The organism is Mycobacterium sp. VKM Ac-1816D, from assembly GCF_000416385.1.
GTDB lineage: Bacteria > Actinomycetota > Actinomycetes > Mycobacteriales > Mycobacteriaceae > Mycobacterium > Mycobacterium neoaurum_A.
The window spans coordinates 138,950-156,664 of record NZ_AOHQ01000142.1 but is presented as its reverse complement, the minus strand read 5'-3'; the positions used below and the strand labels follow the sequence as shown (position 1 = coordinate 156,664).

Sequence of the window (17,715 nt, the reverse complement as noted above, 5' to 3'; positions counted from 1 at the left end):
CTAGAACTCGATGATCTGACGCACCGCAAGGCCGTCGGCGAGGGCGTCCATGCCGGTGTTGATCTCGTCGAGGGACAGCGTCGCCGACACCAGCTTCTCCACCGGAAGCCGTCCGGCCCGCCACAATTCGACAAAGCGCGGGATATCGCGGGCCGGCACCGCCGAACCCAGATAGCTGCCGATCAACGTCCGCCCCTGGGCCACCAAGCTCAACGGCGACAACGAAATTCGGGCGTCCGGCGCGGGCAGCCCGACGGTGATGGTCCGCCCGCCGGGGGCGGTCAGCCCGATGGCGGTCTCCAGCGCGGCCGCATGGCCGACGGCCTCGATGACGACCTCGGCGGTGAAATCGGCTTCCTCGGGTGTGGACACCGCATGGGCGCCCAGCTCGCGGGCCAGCGCCAGCTTGTCCGCCAGCCGGTCCACCGCGACGACCCGCACATCATCATGGGCCAGCGCGGTCAGCATGGCCGCCATCCCGACCCCACCCATGCCGACGATCGCGACGGTCTGGCCCGGCTTGGGCTCCCCGGCGTTGAGGACCGCCCCGCCGCCGGTGAGCACCGCGCAGCCCAGCAATGATGCGACCACGGCGGGCACATCATCGTCCACCGGGACCACCGACCGCCGGTCCACCACCGCGTGGGTGGCGAATCCGGATACACCGAGATGGTGCAGCACCTGCTCGGTATTCGGGCGGGCCAGCCGGACCGCGCCGCTGAGCAGTGTGCCCGCGCCGTTGGCCGCGCTACCGGGGATACACGGGGCCAGACCGTCGGTCGCGCATGCCCGGCACTGCCCACAGCGCGGAAGAAAGGTCATCACCACACGTTGACCCGGCGCCAGATCCGATGTACCGCAGACCTTTTCGACGATGCCGGCGGCCTCGTGGCCGAGCAGCATGGGGATCGGACGGACTCGGTTGCCGTCGACCACCGACAGGTCGGAGTGGCACAGGCCCGCGGCCTCGATGCGCACAAGCAGCTCGCCGTCGCCAGGATCGGCGAGTTCGAGCTCGGTCACGGCGATCGGGCGGGATGCGGAATACGGTCGGGCCGCGCCGATGGACTCCAGGACTGCGCCGCGAATGTGCATGGTGCCAGCCTGACATGCTTGCCGCATGGAGTACACGAGCGCGGACTTCGGAGTTCACTGGCCGGTGCAGACCAGGTGGACCGACAACGACATGTTCGGACACCTCAACAACGCCGTCTATTACCAACTCTTCGACACCGCCATCAACGCCTGGATCGGACGCCGCGCGGGTGTCGATGCGATGGCCGCCCCGTGGCTGGCGGTGGTCGCCGAATCAAGTTGTCGCTACTACGCCGAACTGCAGTTCCCCGCCGACCTGGTGGTCGGTCTGGCGGTGACCCGGTTGGGCACCAGCAGCGTCACCTATCGCACCGGACTGTGGGCAGCAGGGGATGCGCGGCCCGCCGCCGGGCTGAATGCGCGGCCTGCCGCCGGGCTGAATACGCGGCCCGCCGCCGGGCTGAATACGCGGCCCGCCGCGGTCGGCTCCTGGGTGCACGTCTACGTCGACCGTCAGACCCGCCGTCCGGTACCCATCCCGGAAGCCGTACGCGCCCTGCTGCAGTCGGCTGTTCATGACGCGACGCCCGACTGACAGGGCGGCCGATACGCCGGCTGATACGGCTGAGCCATTGGCCGACTCGCTATGCTCGCCCGATGCCGATCGTCAGCAAGACCGTCGAGGTCGCCGCACCCGCCGCCACCATCATGGCGATCGTGGCCGACTTCGAGGCCTACCCGCAGTGGAACGAAGAGGTCACCGGCGCGTGGATCCTGGCCCGCTATGACGATGGCCGGCCGAGCCAGCTGCGGCTGGACACCAAGATCCAGGGCATGGAGGGCAGCTACATCCAGGCTGTCTACTACCCCGCCGACGGACAGATCCAGACCGTGATGCAGCAGGGCAATCTGTTCTCCAAGCAGGAGCAGCTCTTCGCCGTCGTCGACATGGGCCCGACCAGCCTGTTGACCGTCGATATGGACGTCGAGGTCGATATGCCCGGCGTGCCGGCGATGATGATCAAGAAGGTCGTCAACGATGCGCTGGAGCACCTGGCGAACAACCTGAAGAAGCGCGCAGAGCAGCTGGCCTGACGCTCATTCCGGCCCCGAAAGACACGGGTCAGGTCCACAGCCCGAGGCTGTCGAGCAGGCTGGTCAGCCGCCGCGCCCCGTCGTCGAATTGGCTGCGGGTCAGCCGCACCACCTCGTCGACCTCGCGGCGACGCATGGCCGCGGTCAATTGTCGGTGGTTGACCACCGCGTCCTGCCCCCACGTCGGGTCGGAGGCGTAGATGTGCGGTGGCAGGTAGCGCGCGGCGTGCAGCAGGAACCAGGCCAGCTTCATCCGATTGGTCGTCCGGTTGAACGCGCGATGGAAGTGGAACTCCGCGCGGGCGATCGGTTCCACCTCTCCGCCGCGGACGGCCGCGTCCAAGTCCTCGGTGAGCCGCTCCAGCTCGTCGATATCGGCATCGGTGGCCCGCCGGGCCGCCGTCGCGGCCAACTCCGCGGCGATGGCGCCCTGCAGCCAGAAGATGTCGGCGATGTCATCGCGGGTGAACGGTGACACCATGTGCCCCCGGTGCGGTTCCAGCTGGACCATGCCCTCGCCGCGCAGGGTCCGTAGTGCCTCGCGCACCGGGGTGATGCTGACACCGAGCTGGGCGGCGGTCTCGTCGAGCCGCACGAAGGTGCCGGGCCGCAGCGTTCCCGACATGATCGCGACCCGCAGATAACCGGCCACCTCGTCGGAGAGCTGTTCGCGGCGGCGGGCGGGACCCAGTTTGGCGGGTGCGTTCATGCGGGTGCGCTGGGTCCTTTCCGACCGTTTCGGGCGCCGGTTCATCGTGGTGGTGAAAAGCTTGTCCAGAAGCGGGTCGGCGTCATAGTGTGACCTCGACGACATAATGTTTGATCAAATATCAACATTGCGCAAGCGTGTTGCGCGGCCGCCGACCGAAAGAGCCTCTGCAGTAACAGTCCAGTCCGCAACTCAGCCCGCAACTCAGTCCGTGATGTCCAGTACCGAACAGCCCTACCTGGCCAGGCAGCAGAACTGGTCCAATCAGCTCTCCCGGCATGCGCTGATGCAGCCGGACAAGACGGCGCTGCGTTTCCTCGGTCAGACCACCACCTGGGCCGACCTGGACCGGCGGGTCGATGCGCTGGCCGCCGCATTGCACGAGCGCGGTATCACCGCCGGCGACCGCGTGCTCATCCTGATGCTCAACCGACCCGAGTTCATCGAGTCCTTCCTCGCGGCCAACCGGCTCGGAGCGATCGCGGTGCCGGTGAACTTCCGGATGACCCCACCCGAGATCGCCTTTCTGGTCAGCGATTGCGCAGCGCGGGTGGTGGTCACCGAATCGGTGCTCGCGCCGGTGGCCACCGCGGTGCGGGACCTCGACTCGACCCTGAGCACGGTGATCGTCGCCGGGGCGGGCACCGAGGACGGTGTCCTCGGATACGACGATCTGCTCGCCGAGCAGAACCCGCCGCCCGAGCCGGTGGATGTCCCGAACGATTCGCCCGCGCTGATCATGTACACCTCCGGCACCACCGGACGACCCAAGGGTGCGGTGCTGACCCACACCAACATCAGCGGGCAGTCACTGACCCACCTGTTCACCAACGGTGCCGACCTCAACCACGATGTCGGCTTCATCGGTGTGCCGCTGTTCCACATCGCCGGTATCGGGAACATGATCCCGGGCCTGCTGCTGGGTAGGCCGACGGTGGTCTATCCGCTCGGCGCGTTCGATCCGGGTGCGCTCCTCGATGTGCTGGAGGCCGAAGAGGTCACCGGTATCTTCCTGGTCCCCGCGCAGTGGCAGGCGGTCTGCGCCGCCCAACGCGCGCAGCCGAGAAGCCTCAAGCTGCGGGTGTTGTCGTGGGGCGCGGCGCCGGCCTCCGATACGTTGCTGAAGGATATGGCGCAGACCTTCCCCGGGGCCAACATCCTGGCCGCCTTCGGCCAGACAGAGATGTCGCCGGTGACGTGTATGTTGTTGGGCGAGGACGCAATTCGCAAGCTCGGCTCGGTGGGCAAGGTCATCCCGACCGTGTCGGCGCGCATCGTCGACGAGGATATGAACGACGTGCCGATCGGCGAGGTCGGCGAGATCGTCTACCGGGCGCCCACCCTGATGGCCGGTTACTGGAACAACCCGAAGGCCACCGCCGAAGCGTTTGCCGGGGGCTGGTTCCACTCGGGGGACCTTGTGCGCCAGGACGACGAGGGTTACATCTGGGTGGTCGACCGTAAGAAGGACATGATCATCTCCGGCGGGGAGAACATCTACTGCGCCGAGGTCGAGAATGTCTTGGCTGCTCACCCCGCCATTGCCGAGGTCGCGGTGATCGGCAGGCCACACGAGAAGTGGGGCGAGGTTCCGGTCGCCGTCATCGCTCTCGCGGCGCTGTCCGGCGAGCCGACTCCGAGCGCGCTGACGCTTGCCGAACTCGACGATTTCCTCACGGAGAGGTTGGCTCGATACAAGCACCCCAAGGCTCTGGAGATCGTCGAGGCGTTGCCCCGCAATCCGTCGGGCAAAGTGCTCAAGACCGAACTACGAACCATGTTCGGCAGCTGAGCGAAGATTGACGCGGGCGAAAGGCGTGCCGAGGCAACGGGTTTACCACAGAACCCGGTGTCTCGCCGCCGAGATCGAATTTGCTAACAGTTGCGATATGAATAGAGCCGATGCGTCACCTGCCTGGTCACCGATCGGGTACAGTCCTGTGGTCCGAGTTACTACCGACCGGTAGGTAGGGCGATGTCACAGGTCATGGAGACGGGGCTCCGCGAGAGTAGAGGAGGGGGCGTGCAGCTAGTTCCGCCGCACTTGGAACTCGCCTCGGTGGTCGCGCTGTGATGGCGGGCAACGGCTTGGTCGACTACGTCAAGGACCAGTTGGACAAACCGCTGACCATGGTCGGCGGCTTCTTCAAGTTGTGCGTCCTGACCGGCAAAGCGCTCCTCACGAGGCCCTTCCAGTGGAAGGAATTCATCCTTCAGAGCTGGTTTCTGATCCGGGTCGCCTTCCTGCCCACGCTGGCGGTCTCCATCCCGCTCACCGTGCTCATCATCTTCACGTTGAACATCCTGCTCGCCGAGTTCGGCGCGGCCGACGTCTCCGGTGCCGGCGCCGCCCTCGGCGCCGTCACCCAGCTGGGTCCGCTGGTGACGGTGCTCGTGGTCGCCGGCGCCGGGTCCACCGCCATCTGCGCCGACCTGGGAGCGCGCACCGTCCGCGAAGAGATCGACGCCATGGAGGTGCTGGGGATCGACCCCATCGAGCGACTGGTGGCCCCCCGCGTGGTTGCCGCCACGTTCGTGGCCTTCCTGCTCAACGGCGCGGTGATCACCATCGGCCTGGTCGGTGGGTACTTCTTCGGTGTCTACATCCAGAACGTCAACGCCGGCGCCTATGTCGCGACGCTGACGCTGCTCACCGGCTTCCCCGAGGTCATGATCTCGGTCATCAAGGCCACCCTGTTCGGTCTGATCGCCGGGCTGGTGGGTTGCTACCGCGGGCTCACCGTGGCGGGCGGTTCCAAGGGCGTGGGCACCGCGGTCAACGAGACGCTGGTGCTGTGCGTCGTCGCGTTGTTCGCGGTGAACGTCGTGCTGACGACCATCGGTGTCCGGTTCGGGACGGGAGGCTAGGCCGCGCATGAGTACAGCCGCAGTTCTACGGTCCCGGTTCCCCCGGGCGTTCGACCGCACCCGCGGATACGCCGGAGCGCCCGGCCGATTCCTGGACAGCATCGGCCACGTCGCCTGGTTCGTGGTGCAGGCGGTCGGGCATCTGCCGCATGCGTTCAAGCACTACCGCCGCGAGTCGCTGCGGCTGGTCGCCGAGATCGGCATGGGCACCGGTGCCATGGCCGTCATCGGCGGCACCGTCGCGATCATCGGATTCGTCACCCTCTCGGCAGGCTCGCTGATCGCCATCCAGGGTTTCGCGTCACTGGGAAATATCGGCGTCGAGGCCTTCACCGGCTTCTTCGCCGCGCTGGCCAACATCCGCGTCGTCGCCCCGGTGGTCACCGGCCAGGCGATGGCCGCCACCGTCGGCGCGGGAGCCACCGCCGAGCTCGGCGCCATGCGCATCAGCGAGGAGATCGACGCGCTGGAGGTGATGGGCATCAAGTCCATCTCGTATCTGGTGTCCACCCGGCTGATGGCCGGGGCCATCGTCATCGTCCCGCTCTACGCGATGGCCATCCTGCTGTCGTTCCTGTCCGCCCAGTTGGTCACCACGGTGTTCTACTCGCAGTCGGTCGGCACCTACGAGCACTACTTCCACACGTTCCTGCGGGTGGATGACGTCATGTGGTCGTTCCTCGAGGTGATCATCATGTCGATCATCATCATGTTGAACCACTGCTACTTCGGGTTCTTCGCCAGTGGCGGCGCGGTGGGTGTCGGCGAGGCGGTCGGTCGCTCGATGCGCACCTCACTGATCGCGATCGTGCTGGTCGTCCTGCTCGCCTCGTTGGCGCTCTACGGCACCGACCCGAACTTCAACCTGACGGTGTAGCCATGACCCAGCCCTCCGCACCTCTGGTCAAGCCGAAGACGCCGCCCTACAAGGTCGCCGGTGTCGTCCTGCTTCTCGTCTGCGCACTCGTCCTGACGCTGACCTGGTTGCAGTTCCGCGGCTACTTCGAGAAGCGCGTGCAGCTGACCGTCATGGCCGAGCGGGCGGGCCTGGCGATGGACCCGGGATCGAAGGTCACCTTCAACGGTGTGCCGATCGGGCGGCTGGCCGAGTCCGGTGTCGTCACCGTCGGCGACGTCCCGCAGGCCAAGCTGACCCTCGATGTCGACCCGAAGTACCTGTCGCTGATCCCGGCCAACGTGCAGGCAGAGCTGCGCGCCACCACGGTCTTCGGCAACAAGTACATCTCCTTCCTCTCGCCGCCCGATCCGTCGGCGCAGCGATTGTCCGGTGGGGACACCGTGCAGGCCACCGGTACCACCACCGAGTTCAACACGCTGTTCGAGACGATCATGAAGATCGCCCAACAGATCGACCCGGTGAAGCTGAACCAGACGTTGACCGCGGCTGCCCAGGCGCTCGACGGGCTCGGCGACAAGTTCGGACAGTCGCTGGTCGACGGCAATGACATCCTGGGCGAGCTGAATGCGCGGATGCCGCAGATCCGTCGGGACGTGACGGGTCTGGCCAATCTGGCCGATGTGTACTCCGATGCCGCGCCGGACCTGTTCGACGGTCTGACCAACGCGGTGACCACCGCGCAGACACTCAACGCCGAGCAGGGCAATATCGACCAGGCGCTGATGGCCGCGGTCGGATTCGGCAACACCGGCGCCGACATCTTCGAGCGCGGCGGGCCGTACCTGGTCCGCGGCGCCGAGGACCTGCTGCCGACCTCCAAACTGCTGGACTACCACAGCCCGGCGCTGTTCTGCACCATCCGCAACTACCATGACAGCGCCCCGAAGCTGGCCGATGCCCTCGGCGGTAACGGCTACTCGTTGCGTACCAAGTCGTCGGTGGTGGGTGTGGGCAACCCGTATGTGTTCCCCGACAACCTTCCTCGCGTCAATGCCACCGGCGGACCCGGCGGACGCCCGGGTTGTTGGCAGCCGATCACCCGTGACCTGTGGCCGATGCCGTACCTGGTGATGGACACCGGTGCCAGCCTCGCGCCGTACAACCATTTCGAACTCGGACAGCCGATCATGCAGGAATACGTCTGGGGACGCCAAGTGGGGGAGAACACGATCAACCCATGAGCGACGCGATTATTCGACAGGTGCGTATCCCATGAGCATCAAGGGAACCCTCTTCAAGCTGGGCGCCATCTCCGCGGTGCTGCTGACCTTCACCGCGGTCATCTTCGTGGTGTTCGCCCAACTGCGGTTCGACCGCACGACGGGATATTCGGCGATCTTCGAGAACGCCAGCGGCCTGCGCACCGGCCAGTTCGTGCGCGCCTACGGCGTCGAGGTCGGCAAGGTCGAGGGCGTCACCCTCATCGACGGTGGGCAGCGGGTACGGGTCGACTTCGAGGTCGAGCGCAACCTGCAACTGTTCTCCGAAACCACCGCTGCCATCCGGTATCTGGACCTGATCGGCAACCGTTACGTGGAACTGCGGCGCGGCGACAGCAATACCGTGCTACCCGCCGGCAGCACCATCCCGCTGGAGCGCACCGAGCCGGCGCTGGACCTCGACGCGCTCGTCGGTGGCTTCCGTCCGTTGTTCAAATCCCTTGACTCCAACAAGGTCAACAACATCGCGAACTCGATCATCACGATCTTCCAGGGTCAGGGCGGCACCATCAACAACATCCTGGACCAGACGGCCGAGTTGACCTCGGCACTGGCCGACCGTGACCAGGCGATCGGCGAGGTGATCACCAACCTCAACACCGTGCTGGACACCACCGTCAAACACCAGAAGCAGCTCGACGAAACCCTGGTGAACTTCGAGGCGCTGATCACCGGACTGAAGAACCGGGCCGATCCGATCGGAGCGTCGGTGGCCGATATCAGCGATGCGGCAGGGTCGTTGTCGGATCTGCTGGCCGACAACCGACCGTTGCTGCGTGATTCGTTCGGCTACCTGGAGACCATCCAGCAGCCGCTGGTCGACCAGCTGGACCAGGTCGACGACATCGTGCAGAAGATCCCGGCCTCGCTGAAGATCATCGGCCGCGCCGGTGGCATCTACGGTGACTTCTTCAACTTCTACGCCTGCGATCTCTCCCTGCGGCTCAACGGTCTTCAGCCGGGTGGACCGGTCCGCACGGTGCGGGTCACCACCCAGCCGACGGGAAGGTGCACCCCGCAATGAGGACCATCCAGGGCAACGACCGGATCCGCAAGGGTCTGATGGGCGTGGTGACCGTGGCACTGGTCATCGGCGTCGGCTCCTCCATCACCACCGTGCCGATGTTGTTCGCGGTCCCGGAGTACTACGCCCAGTTCAACGACACCGGCGGTCTCAACGTCGGTGACAAGGTGCGCATCGCCGGCGTCGACGTCGGGACAGTGCAGAGCATGGAGATCGAGGGCGACCGCGTCGAGATCGGCTACACCCTCGGCGGGATGCAGATCGGCACCGAGAGCCGGGCCGCGATCCGTACCGATACGGTGTTGGGCCGCAAGAACATCGAGATTGAGCCCCGCGGCGACGATATCCTCGAACCGCGTGGTTTCCTGCCCGTCGAACAGACCCAGACGCCGTATCAGATCTACGACGCATTCCTCGACGTCACCCAGGGAACGGCGGGCTGGGATACCCAGGCGGTCAAGCAGTCCCTGAATGTGCTGTCCGAGACGGTCGACCAGACCTACCCGCACCTGAGTGCGGCTCTGGAAGGGGTGCAGCGGTTCTCCGACACCCTCGGTCAGCGCGACGAGCAGCTCAAGCAGCTGCTCGCCAACGCCAACAAGATCGCCACCGTGCTCGGTGACCGCAGCGGCCAGGTCAACGCCCTGCTGGTCAACGCGCAGACCCTGTTGGCCGCGGTCAACGAGCGCAGCTATGCGGTGAACATGCTCCTTGAGCGGATTTCGGGTGTGTCCCAACAGGTTTCCGGATTGATCCAGGACAACCCGAATCTGAACAAGGTGCTGACCCAGCTCAACACCATCAGCGACACGCTCAACGAGCGTAAGCAGGACCTCGCCGACACGCTGTCCATCGCGGGCAAGTTCATCACCTCCCTTGCCGAGGCATTGGCGTCGGGCCCGTACTTCAAGGTGATGCTGGCCAACCTGCTGCCGCCGACCCTGTTGCAGCCCTTCGTCGACGCCGCCTTCAAGAAGCGCGGCATCAACCCGGAAGAGTTCTGGCGCAATGCGGGATTGCCGGCCTTCCAGTTCCCCGATCCCAACGGGCAGCGGTTCGAGAACGGCGCCCCGCCGCCCGCACCGCAGGTGACCGAGGGCACCCCGGAGTTCCCGGGCCCCGCCGTCCCGCCCGGATCGCCGTGCTCATACACCCCGCCCGCCGACGGCCTGCCCCGCCCGGGCAATCCGCTGCCGTGCGCACAGCTCAGCCAGGGACCCTACGGTCCGGTGCCCGGCGGGTTCGCCCCGCCGGTGGGCGTGCAGACCTCGGATCCGAACGTGCACGGACTCGGACCGACACCGGGTGTCCCGAGTGCCGGCATCCCCGGCCAGTTGCCGCCGAACGTGCCGGGCACACCGGTGCCGTTGGTGCCGGGCCCGCCCGGAGCGCGCACCGTGCCGGTCGGTCCGCCGGGGGCTCCGGCCCCGCCAGGACCGATCCCGAGCCGCGCGCCGCTGCCGCCGCCGCTGCCCGGACCGCCGCCGCCACCGGGACCCGGTGAGCAGCTCTCGCCGGCGGGCACCGCGCCGCTGCCCGGCAATCCGCCGTTCCTCCCGCCCAATTCGCAGGAAGGGTAGGGCGCCGCATGTCGACGATCTTCAACATCCGCAACGTCAAGCTGCCGCAGCTTTCCAAGGCGAGCGTCATCCTCGGCGTGATCGTGCTCGTGGTGGCCGTCGGTGCCGCCGCCGTCGGGTGGAATGTGTACAAGAAGCTGACCACCACCACGGTCACCGCCTACTTCCCGCAGACGCTGGCGCTCTACCCCGGCGACAAGGTGCTCATCATGGGCGTCAAGGTCGGGGCCATCGATTCCATCGAACCCCAGGGCGACCGGATGAAGGTCGTGCTGCACTGGGACAGCAAGTACAAGGTGCCCGCGGACGCCAGTGCCTCCATCCTGAACCCGTCGCTGGTGGCCTCCCGCGTCATCCAGCTCTCCCCGCCCTACACCGGCGGTGAGGCGATGCAGGACGGCGCGGTCATCGACGAGGACCGCACGCAGGTCCCGGTCGAGTACGACCAGCTGCGCGACCAGATCACCCGGTTGCTGGCCGATCTGGGCCCCACACCCGAGCAGCCCAAGGGCCCGTTCGGCGATATCGTCGAATCGTTCGCCGACGGTTTCGAGGGCAAGGGCGAGCAGTTCAACAAGACGCTCACCGGCCTCTCGGACGCCCTGACCGCGCTGAACGAGGGCCGCGGTGATTTCGTCGGCATCGTCAAGAGCCTCGCGGTGTTCGTCAACGCGCTGCACAAGAGCGATCAACAGTTCGTGGCGCTGAACAACGACCTGGCGCAGTTCACCAACTCGTTCACCAACACCGACCGTGAGGTCGCCAACGCGCTGGACGATCTGAACACATTGCTGTCCACGACGAGGACGTTCCTCGACGAGAACGCGACCCCGCTGACCAACGACATCAACAACCTGTCGGATGTCACCACCGCGATCCTGCAGCCCGAGCCCCGTGACGGTCTGGAGACCGGCCTGCACGCCTACCCGAACCTGGTGGCCAACGTCGTCAACGTGGTGGCGCCCAACCAGGGTGGCATCGTCGGTCTTCCGGTGCTGCCCGGCGTCACCAACTTCTCCAATCCGCTGAACTTCATCTGCAGTTCCATCCAGGCCGGTAGCCGGATGGGTTACCAGGATTCCGCGGAGCTCTGCGCGCAGTACCTGGCGCCGATCATGGACGCGATCAAGTTCAACTACCTGCCGTTCGGTACGAACCTGGCGGCCGGTGCGATGACGCTGCCCAAGCAGATCGCCTACTCCGAGCCGCGGCTGCGTCCGCCCCCGGGGTACAAGGACACCACGGTGCCGGGCATCTTCTCCCGCGACACCCTGTTCTCGCACGGTAACCACGAGCCCGGCTGGATCGTGGCACCGGGTATGCAGGGCGTCGAGGTGCAGCCGTTCACGGCGAACATGCTGACCCCGGACTCGTTGGCCGCGTTGCTCGGTGGCCCCGATATCGTGCCGCCGCCGGCACCGCCCGCCTTCGGGGTGCCCCCGGGCGGCAACCTGCCCGGCCCCCCGAATGCCTACGACCAGAACAATCCGCTACCCCCGCCGTGGTATCCGCAGCCCGGACCGCCGCCGGTACCGGCGCCGGGTGTCATCCCGGGTAATCCGCCGCCGGCCGTGCCCGTGGGGGCCCCAGCGGCCCCGGCGGGACCGGCGCTGCCGGCAGAGGCAGGTGCACGATGAAGCTGAAGAAGATCGCCACCCGGACGGTGGCGCTGGCCGTTGCCGGGTTGATGCTGACCGGGTGTGGGCAGTGGCGGGGTATCGCCAACGTCCCGCTGCCCGGCGGCCCAGGCACCCAGAACGGCAGCACGACGATCTACATCCAGATGCCGGAGACGTTGGCGCTCAACGCCAACAGCCGGGTCCGGGTGGCCGATGTGTTCGTCGGCCGGGTGCGCAAGATCGAGCTGAAGAACTGGACGCCGCTGCTGACGGTGGACCTGGAGCCCGGTGTCGAGCTGCCCAAGAATGCGCTCGCGCGCATCGGGCAGACGTCGCTGCTGGGTTCCCAGCACGTCGAACTCGACGAGCCCGACGACCCGTCGCCGGAGAAGCTGCGCAACGGGGACACCATTCCGCTGGAGCGGTCCTCGGCGTTTCCCACCATCGAGCGGACGCTCGCCAGCATCTCGGGCATCCTGACCGGCGGCGGTATCCCGAACATCGAGGTGATCCAGAACGAGGTGAACGCCATCCTGACCGGGCGTTCCGGCGAGATCCGGGAGCTGTTGAACCGGCTGGACACCTTCACCTACGAGATGAACCAGCAGCGTGAGGACCTGACCCGCGCCATCGACTCGACCAACCGACTGCTGGGTATCGTCAGCAAGCGGACCGAGACCCTGGACCGGGTGCTCACCGAATTCCCGCCGCTGATCAAGCATTTCGCCGATACCCGGGATCTGTTCGCCGATGCGGTGACCTCGCTCGGCCGGCTCAGTGCGACGGCCGACGAGACGCTGAGCAACACCAACGCGAACCTGAACACCAACCTGAAGAATCTGCAGCGCCCGCTGCGCGAGCTGGCCAAGGCCTCGCCGTATCTGGTCGGTGCGCTCAAGCTGCTGCTCACGGTGCCGTTCAACATCGAGAACATTCCGAAGGCGATCCGCGGTGACTACATCAACGTCTCGCTGACCATCGACCTGACGCTCAGTGCCATCGACAACGGCTTCCTGTCGGGTACCGGTATCTCGGGCATGCTGCGGGCACTGGAACAGGCCTGGGGCCGCGATCCGGCGACGATGATGCCGGATGTGCGGTTCACCCCCAACCCGAACAGTGCGCCCAACGGTCCGCTGATCGAAAGGTCGGAGTGAGCCATGCTGCTGACCCGAATGATCAAGACGCAGTTGCTCATCTTCGTCGTGCTGACGTTGGTGGCGCTGGTGGTGCTGTCGCTGGGCTATCTCCGGCTGCCGACCTATGCCGGCATCGGCATGTACCGGCTCTACGCGGACCTGCCGAACTCGGCCGGCCTCTACAAGACCGCCAACGTCACCTTCCGCGGCACCACGGTAGGCAAGGTGATCGAGGTCGAGCCGACCGAGACCGGTGCCAGGGTCACGATGGACATCAACAACGACACCCAGGTGCCCATCGACGCCAGCGCCGATGTGCACTCGGTATCCGCTGTCGGTGAGCAGTTTCTCGATCTGGTCTCCCCCGATAATGTGCCGCAGCACTTCAAGGACGGGGACACGATCACCAAGGGCACCGTGCCCGCCGAGGTGGGACCCGCTCTGGATTCCGCGCAGCGCGGCCTGGCCGCTCTGCCGGAGGAGAAGATCGGTGTCCTGCTCGACGAGACCGCCAAGGCCGTCGGCGGGCTCGGCCCGTCCCTGCAGCGCCTCGTCGACGCGACGCAGAACCTCGCCGGTGATTTCCGGGAGAACCTGCCCGCGCTGACCGATGTCGTCGACAACTCGGCACCGATCATCGAGTCCCAGGTGAATTCGGGTGACGCCATCTCGCGGTGGGCGGCCAACCTGAACACCATCAGCGCGCAGACTGCGGAGAAGGATGCCGCGCTGCGCAGCGGGCTGCAGCAGGCGGCACCGACGGCCGATCAGCTCAACGCGGTCTTCGGTGACGTGCGCGAGTCGCTACCGCAGACGTTGGCCAATCTCGAGATCGTCCTCGACATGCTCAAGCGGTACAACAAGAACGTCGAGCAGGTGCTGGTGGTGCTCCCGCAGGGTGCCGCGATCGCCCAGACGGCGACGATCTTCGCTCCGGAAGGTCTGCTGCACTTCGGTCTGGGGATCAACTCGCCGCCGCCGTGCCTGACCGGCTTCCTGCCCGCATCGCAGTGGCGGTCACCGGCGGACACCAAGACCGAGCCGCTGCCGTCGGGGTTGTACTGCAAGATCCCGAAGGACGCACCCAATGCGGTGCGCGGCGCGCGTAACTACCCGTGTGTCGACGTCCCCGGCAAGCGTGCGGCGACCCCGCGGGAGTGCCGTGGCGAGGAGCCCTATGTGCCGCTGGGCACCAACCCCTGGTACGGCGATCCGAACCAGATCGTGGACTGCCCCGCTGCCGGCGCACGCTGCACCCGTCCGGTGAATCCCGGTCAGGTCATCCCGGCGCCGTCGATCAACAACGGTATGAACCCGCTACCGGCGAGCCAGTTGCCTCCGCCGCAGACCACGCTGCCGACCAGTGACCCGCTCACCCCGCCTGGCCAGGGCACCGTCACCTGCAGTGGACAGCAACCCAATCCGTGCATCTACACTCCGGCAGCAGGTCCTGCCGCGGTGTACAACCCGTCCAGCGGTGAAGTGGTCGGACCCGACGGCGTCAAGTACTCCGTCAACAACTCGAGCAATCCAGGAGATAACGGATGGAAGGAGATGCTGGCACCAGCCGGCTGAACCCCACCGACGAAGAAACCAAGGCCGCCGAGTCCGCGGCCGACACCGATGAGGACACGGTTACCGTCAAGGACACGGTCACCGATACGGACACCGACAGCGATATCGACACGGTCGCCGGCACCGGTGCTGATGCCGGTTCGGCCTCCGTTGCCGGACGGCTCGGCAACGGCTGGGTTGGCGCCATCGCGGTGGTCCTGATCGTCGTCGCCGCCGCCCTGACCGGGGTCGGTTATCTGTTGCTCCAGTGGAATGCGCGCAGCGACCAGATCGCGCGCGACGACGCGGTCGCCCTGCAGGCGGCCAAGGATTGCGTCATCGCCACCCAGGCGCCGGATCTGGCATCGATGGGCGCGGCGCAGGGCCGGATCGTCGACTGCTCGACCGGCGACTTCGGCGCGCAGGCCGTCTTCTACAGCTCGATGATGATGGAGGCCTATCAGGCCGCCAATGTGCAGGTCGAGGTCGCAGATCTGCGGGCGGCGGTGGAACGCCACCACGATGACGGGTCGGTCGACGTCCTGGTCGCCGTGCGGACCAAGGTCACCAACAGCGAAACCGCCGGCCAGGAGCAGGGGTATCGGCTACGGGTCACCATGCAGCGCGCCGACGGCACGTACAAGATCGCCAACCTCGTGCAGGTCACCACGTGACGGCAGTCCTCGACGACGCGGTCGAGCTGGACCCGGCACCGCAGGAGCCCGCGGCATCATGGGGGGCCCGGGCGGCCGCGTTCGGCATCGACGTCCTGTTCGGTGTGGTGCTGATCGTGATCCTGGCGATGCTGGCCTGGACCGCACCGTTCCTCGGCGCGCTGTGGTGGGTTTACACGGCGCTGGCGGTGCTGACCGGGTTGATCCTGATGGGCAACCGATGGGTGCTGCCGGTGCGCACCGGCTGGACCGCGGGCCGCGCCGTGACCGGGATCCGGGTGTTCCGTACGTCCGGCGACCAGAACCCGCCCGACACCGGCAGGCTGATGGTCCGCGATGTCGCCCATCTGCTCGACACCGTTCCGCTGTTGGCGGGGTGGTTGTGGCCGTTACTCGACCGTCGCCGCCGCACCTTCGCCGACCTGCTGCTGCGCACCGAGGTCCGCCGCGTGGGCGAGCCGGAGCGCGATGTGCGCAGACCGGTGGCGCTCGGCCTGATCGGCGTGGCGCTGGTCTGCGTCGGCGCGGCGACCGCGGGCTACCTCGTGGTGTACCGCGGTGACCGGGCGCTGGAGGATGCCCGCGGTCAGATCGCCGCTCAGGGCGCAGGCATCGTGGAGAAGATGCTGAGCTACAACCCCGATACCGTGGATCAGGATTTCGAGCGCGCCCGCGCGTTGGCCGCCGACAGCTACCGCCCACAGTTGATCGCACAGCAGGACGCATTGCGCAAGGCCCCGCTGGTGTCCAACGAGTACTGGTCGGTCAACAGCGCGGTCCTGGAGTCGCCTCCGCCGACGACGACCACCGCATCGATGTTGCTGGCCATGCAGGGCCAGCGCGGCAGCAATCCCGGTGCAATGCGATTCATCACCGCGACCGTGCGGGTCGATTTCGTCAAGTCCGGTGAGCAGTGGCAGGTGCAGAACCTGTCGGTGCTGACCCGGCCCCAGATGCAGGCGAGCGGCGGATGAGCCCGCGCCGCAAGGTCGATCCGGACCGGACCGAGTATTTCGTGGCGCCGGAGCGCAGGCCGCTGCGCTGGGGTCTGCCGTTGGTCAGCGGGCTTGTCTCGGTGCTGATGGCCGCCGCACTGGGCTTCGCCTCCTACCTGGTGGTCGGTCACGAGTCGGACCGCCAGACCGCCATCCGCGATGCCGACGCCCTCGGCTACGTCCGCGCGTTCATGACCTCGTACACGACGCTCGATCCGTTCAACGCCAACGACTATGCCGACCGGATCAAGGCCGAAGGCACCGGTGAGTTCGAGACCACCTTCACCGAAAAACAGAACGAGATCGTGCTGCAGGTGGCCCGCCTGGAGCCGACCACCGGCACGGTGTTGGAGGCGGGCGTCCAACGGTGGAACGATGACGGAAGCGCCGATGTTCTGGTGGCCACCAAGATGACCAGCACCACCCCCGACGGCAAACAGACCATCGAGACCGGAAGTCGTTGGTTGGCAACGGCGATCAAGGAAGGACAGCAGTGGAAGATCAGCCGACTGATTCAGGTGATCTGACCACCGGGTCCGAGAGCGGGACCGAACCGGACCCGCGGCCGAAGACCAAGTCGGAGCGCAAGCCGAAGCCCGGGCAGGACACCACGTCGGAAATCGAGGCGCATACCGAGGCGGCCGATGAGGCGTCCGACACCGAAACCGACTCAGGCACCGAGACCGACACCGAGACCGACACCGAGACCGACGCGCAGGCCGAACCGGTGAAGGTGGCGCACCGTCCGCCGGGTCGACGCGTCAAGATCCTGGCGGCCGTCGGGGCCATCGCCGTCGTCGCGGCCGCCGCATTCGCCGGAGCCACCGCCGCGCCCTATCTGGTCGACCGGGCGCAGGTGCAGGTCAAACTGGATATCGCGGGCACCGCCGCCGATGCCATCAGCACCCTGTGGACCTATACCCCCGACGATATGGAGGCGTTACCGGACCGCGCCGCGAAGTATCTGGGCGGGGATTTCCAGGTCGAATACCGCAAGTACATCGACGCGATCGCCGCGCCGAACAAGCAGGCACAGGTGTCGAACAACACGCAGGTGCTCGGTGCCGCGGTCGAATCGATGGACGCGAACAACGCCTCGGCGATCGTCTACACCAATTCGGTGGCCACCAGCCCGGTGACCAAGAACATCCCGTCCCTGCGCTACCTGTCCTACCGACTGATCATGGAGAAGCACGGCACCCGCTGGCTCATCACGCAGATGGACGCCATCACCTCGCTGGACCTCACCCCCCGGCTGTGACTTCCGGGCAGTAACGTCCGCAC

The 17,715-nt window shown here is 66.7% G+C and carries 17 protein-coding genes; 15 read left to right on the top strand and 2 right to left on the bottom strand.

Translation table 11 applies throughout. The features are described from left to right. A complete protein-coding gene (locus G154_RS21730) occupies positions 1–1,095 on the bottom strand; it encodes an alcohol dehydrogenase catalytic domain-containing protein (protein ID WP_019514179.1) in 1,095 nt (364 codons plus the stop codon). A 25-nt stretch (positions 1,096–1,120) separates the two neighbouring features. On the opposite strand from G154_RS21730, the gene G154_RS21725 reads away from it, so the two are divergent. Together G154_RS21725 and G154_RS21720 are read left to right on the top strand one after the other, a co-directional pair. Beyond that, positions 1,121–1,630, top strand: coding sequence for a thioesterase family protein (locus G154_RS21725; RefSeq protein ID WP_019514180.1), 510 nt, complete (start codon positions 1,121–1,123; stop codon positions 1,628–1,630). A gap of 62 nt (positions 1,631–1,692) precedes the next feature. Next, positions 1,693–2,130 (top strand): SRPBCC family protein, encoded by a 438-nt coding sequence (locus G154_RS21720; protein WP_019514181.1) that lies wholly within the window; start codon positions 1,693–1,695, stop codon positions 2,128–2,130. A 28-nt stretch (positions 2,131–2,158) separates the two neighbouring features. On the opposite strand, the gene G154_RS21715 is transcribed toward G154_RS21720, so the two are convergent. Further along, a complete protein-coding gene (locus tag G154_RS21715; protein ID WP_023985069.1) occupies positions 2,159–2,839 on the bottom strand; it encodes a GntR family transcriptional regulator in 681 nt (226 codons plus the stop codon). Positions 2,840–3,053: 214 nt separating this feature from the next. Here G154_RS21715 and fadD5 point away from each other — a divergent pair, with 214 nt between their 5' ends. The 13 genes from fadD5 to G154_RS21650 all read left to right on the top strand — a co-directional run bounded on the left by fadD5 (position 3,054) and on the right by G154_RS21650 (position 17,692). Then, positions 3,054–4,631 (top strand): fatty-acid--CoA ligase FadD5, encoded by a 1,578-nt coding sequence (fadD5, locus tag G154_RS21710; protein ID WP_019514183.1) that lies wholly within the window; start codon positions 3,054–3,056, stop codon positions 4,629–4,631. 281 nt (positions 4,632–4,912) lie between these two features. Next, complete coding sequence (locus tag G154_RS21705; RefSeq protein ID WP_019514185.1) at positions 4,913–5,707, top strand: ABC transporter permease; 795 nt, start codon at positions 4,913–4,915, stop codon at positions 5,705–5,707. Between the two features lie 7 nt (positions 5,708–5,714). Beyond that, complete coding sequence (locus tag G154_RS21700; protein ID WP_019514186.1) at positions 5,715–6,584, top strand: ABC transporter permease; 870 nt, start codon at positions 5,715–5,717, stop codon at positions 6,582–6,584. A gap of 2 nt (positions 6,585–6,586) precedes the next feature. Then, a complete protein-coding gene (locus G154_RS21695; RefSeq protein ID WP_019514187.1) occupies positions 6,587–7,807 on the top strand; it encodes an MCE family protein in 1,221 nt (406 codons plus the stop codon). 31 nt (positions 7,808–7,838) lie between these two features. Then, positions 7,839–8,870: an MCE family protein gene (locus tag G154_RS21690; RefSeq protein WP_019514188.1), complete on the top strand. Its 1,032-nt coding sequence runs from the start codon at positions 7,839–7,841 to the stop codon at positions 8,868–8,870. Then, complete coding sequence (locus G154_RS21685) at positions 8,867–10,450, top strand: virulence factor Mce family protein (RefSeq protein WP_019514189.1); 1,584 nt, start codon at positions 8,867–8,869, stop codon at positions 10,448–10,450. Before G154_RS21690 ends, G154_RS21685 begins: the two co-directional genes overlap by 4 nt. A gap of 8 nt (positions 10,451–10,458) precedes the next feature. Then, positions 10,459–12,087, top strand: a complete 1,629-nt coding sequence (locus tag G154_RS21680) for a virulence factor Mce family protein (protein ID WP_019514190.1) — start codon at positions 10,459–10,461, stop codon at positions 12,085–12,087. Further along, positions 12,084–13,226: a virulence factor Mce family protein gene (locus tag G154_RS21675; RefSeq protein WP_019514191.1), complete on the top strand. Its 1,143-nt coding sequence runs from the start codon at positions 12,084–12,086 to the stop codon at positions 13,224–13,226. The genes G154_RS21680 and G154_RS21675 overlap by 4 nt, the downstream gene beginning before the upstream one ends. Positions 13,227–13,232: 6 nt before the next feature. Then, positions 13,233–14,783 (top strand): MCE family protein, encoded by a 1,551-nt coding sequence (locus G154_RS21670; RefSeq protein ID WP_023985067.1) that lies wholly within the window; start codon positions 13,233–13,235, stop codon positions 14,781–14,783. Next, complete coding sequence (locus G154_RS21665; RefSeq protein WP_019514193.1) at positions 14,753–15,436, top strand: hypothetical protein; 684 nt, start codon at positions 14,753–14,755, stop codon at positions 15,434–15,436. Before G154_RS21670 ends, G154_RS21665 begins: the two co-directional genes overlap by 31 nt. Then, positions 15,433–16,410: an RDD family protein gene (locus G154_RS21660; RefSeq protein ID WP_019514194.1), complete on the top strand. Its 978-nt coding sequence runs from the start codon at positions 15,433–15,435 to the stop codon at positions 16,408–16,410. The genes G154_RS21665 and G154_RS21660 overlap by 4 nt, the downstream gene beginning before the upstream one ends. Beyond that, the gene (locus G154_RS21655; protein ID WP_019514195.1) at positions 16,407–16,958 is read left to right on the top strand and encodes a hypothetical protein; all 552 of its coding nucleotides are present in this window, start codon (positions 16,407–16,409) and stop codon (positions 16,956–16,958) included. The genes G154_RS21660 and G154_RS21655 overlap by 4 nt, the downstream gene beginning before the upstream one ends. Further along, positions 16,925–17,692: a hypothetical protein gene (locus tag G154_RS21650; protein ID WP_019514196.1), complete on the top strand. Its 768-nt coding sequence runs from the start codon at positions 16,925–16,927 to the stop codon at positions 17,690–17,692. The genes G154_RS21655 and G154_RS21650 overlap by 34 nt, the downstream gene beginning before the upstream one ends. Positions 17,693–17,715: the final 23 nt, after the last annotated feature.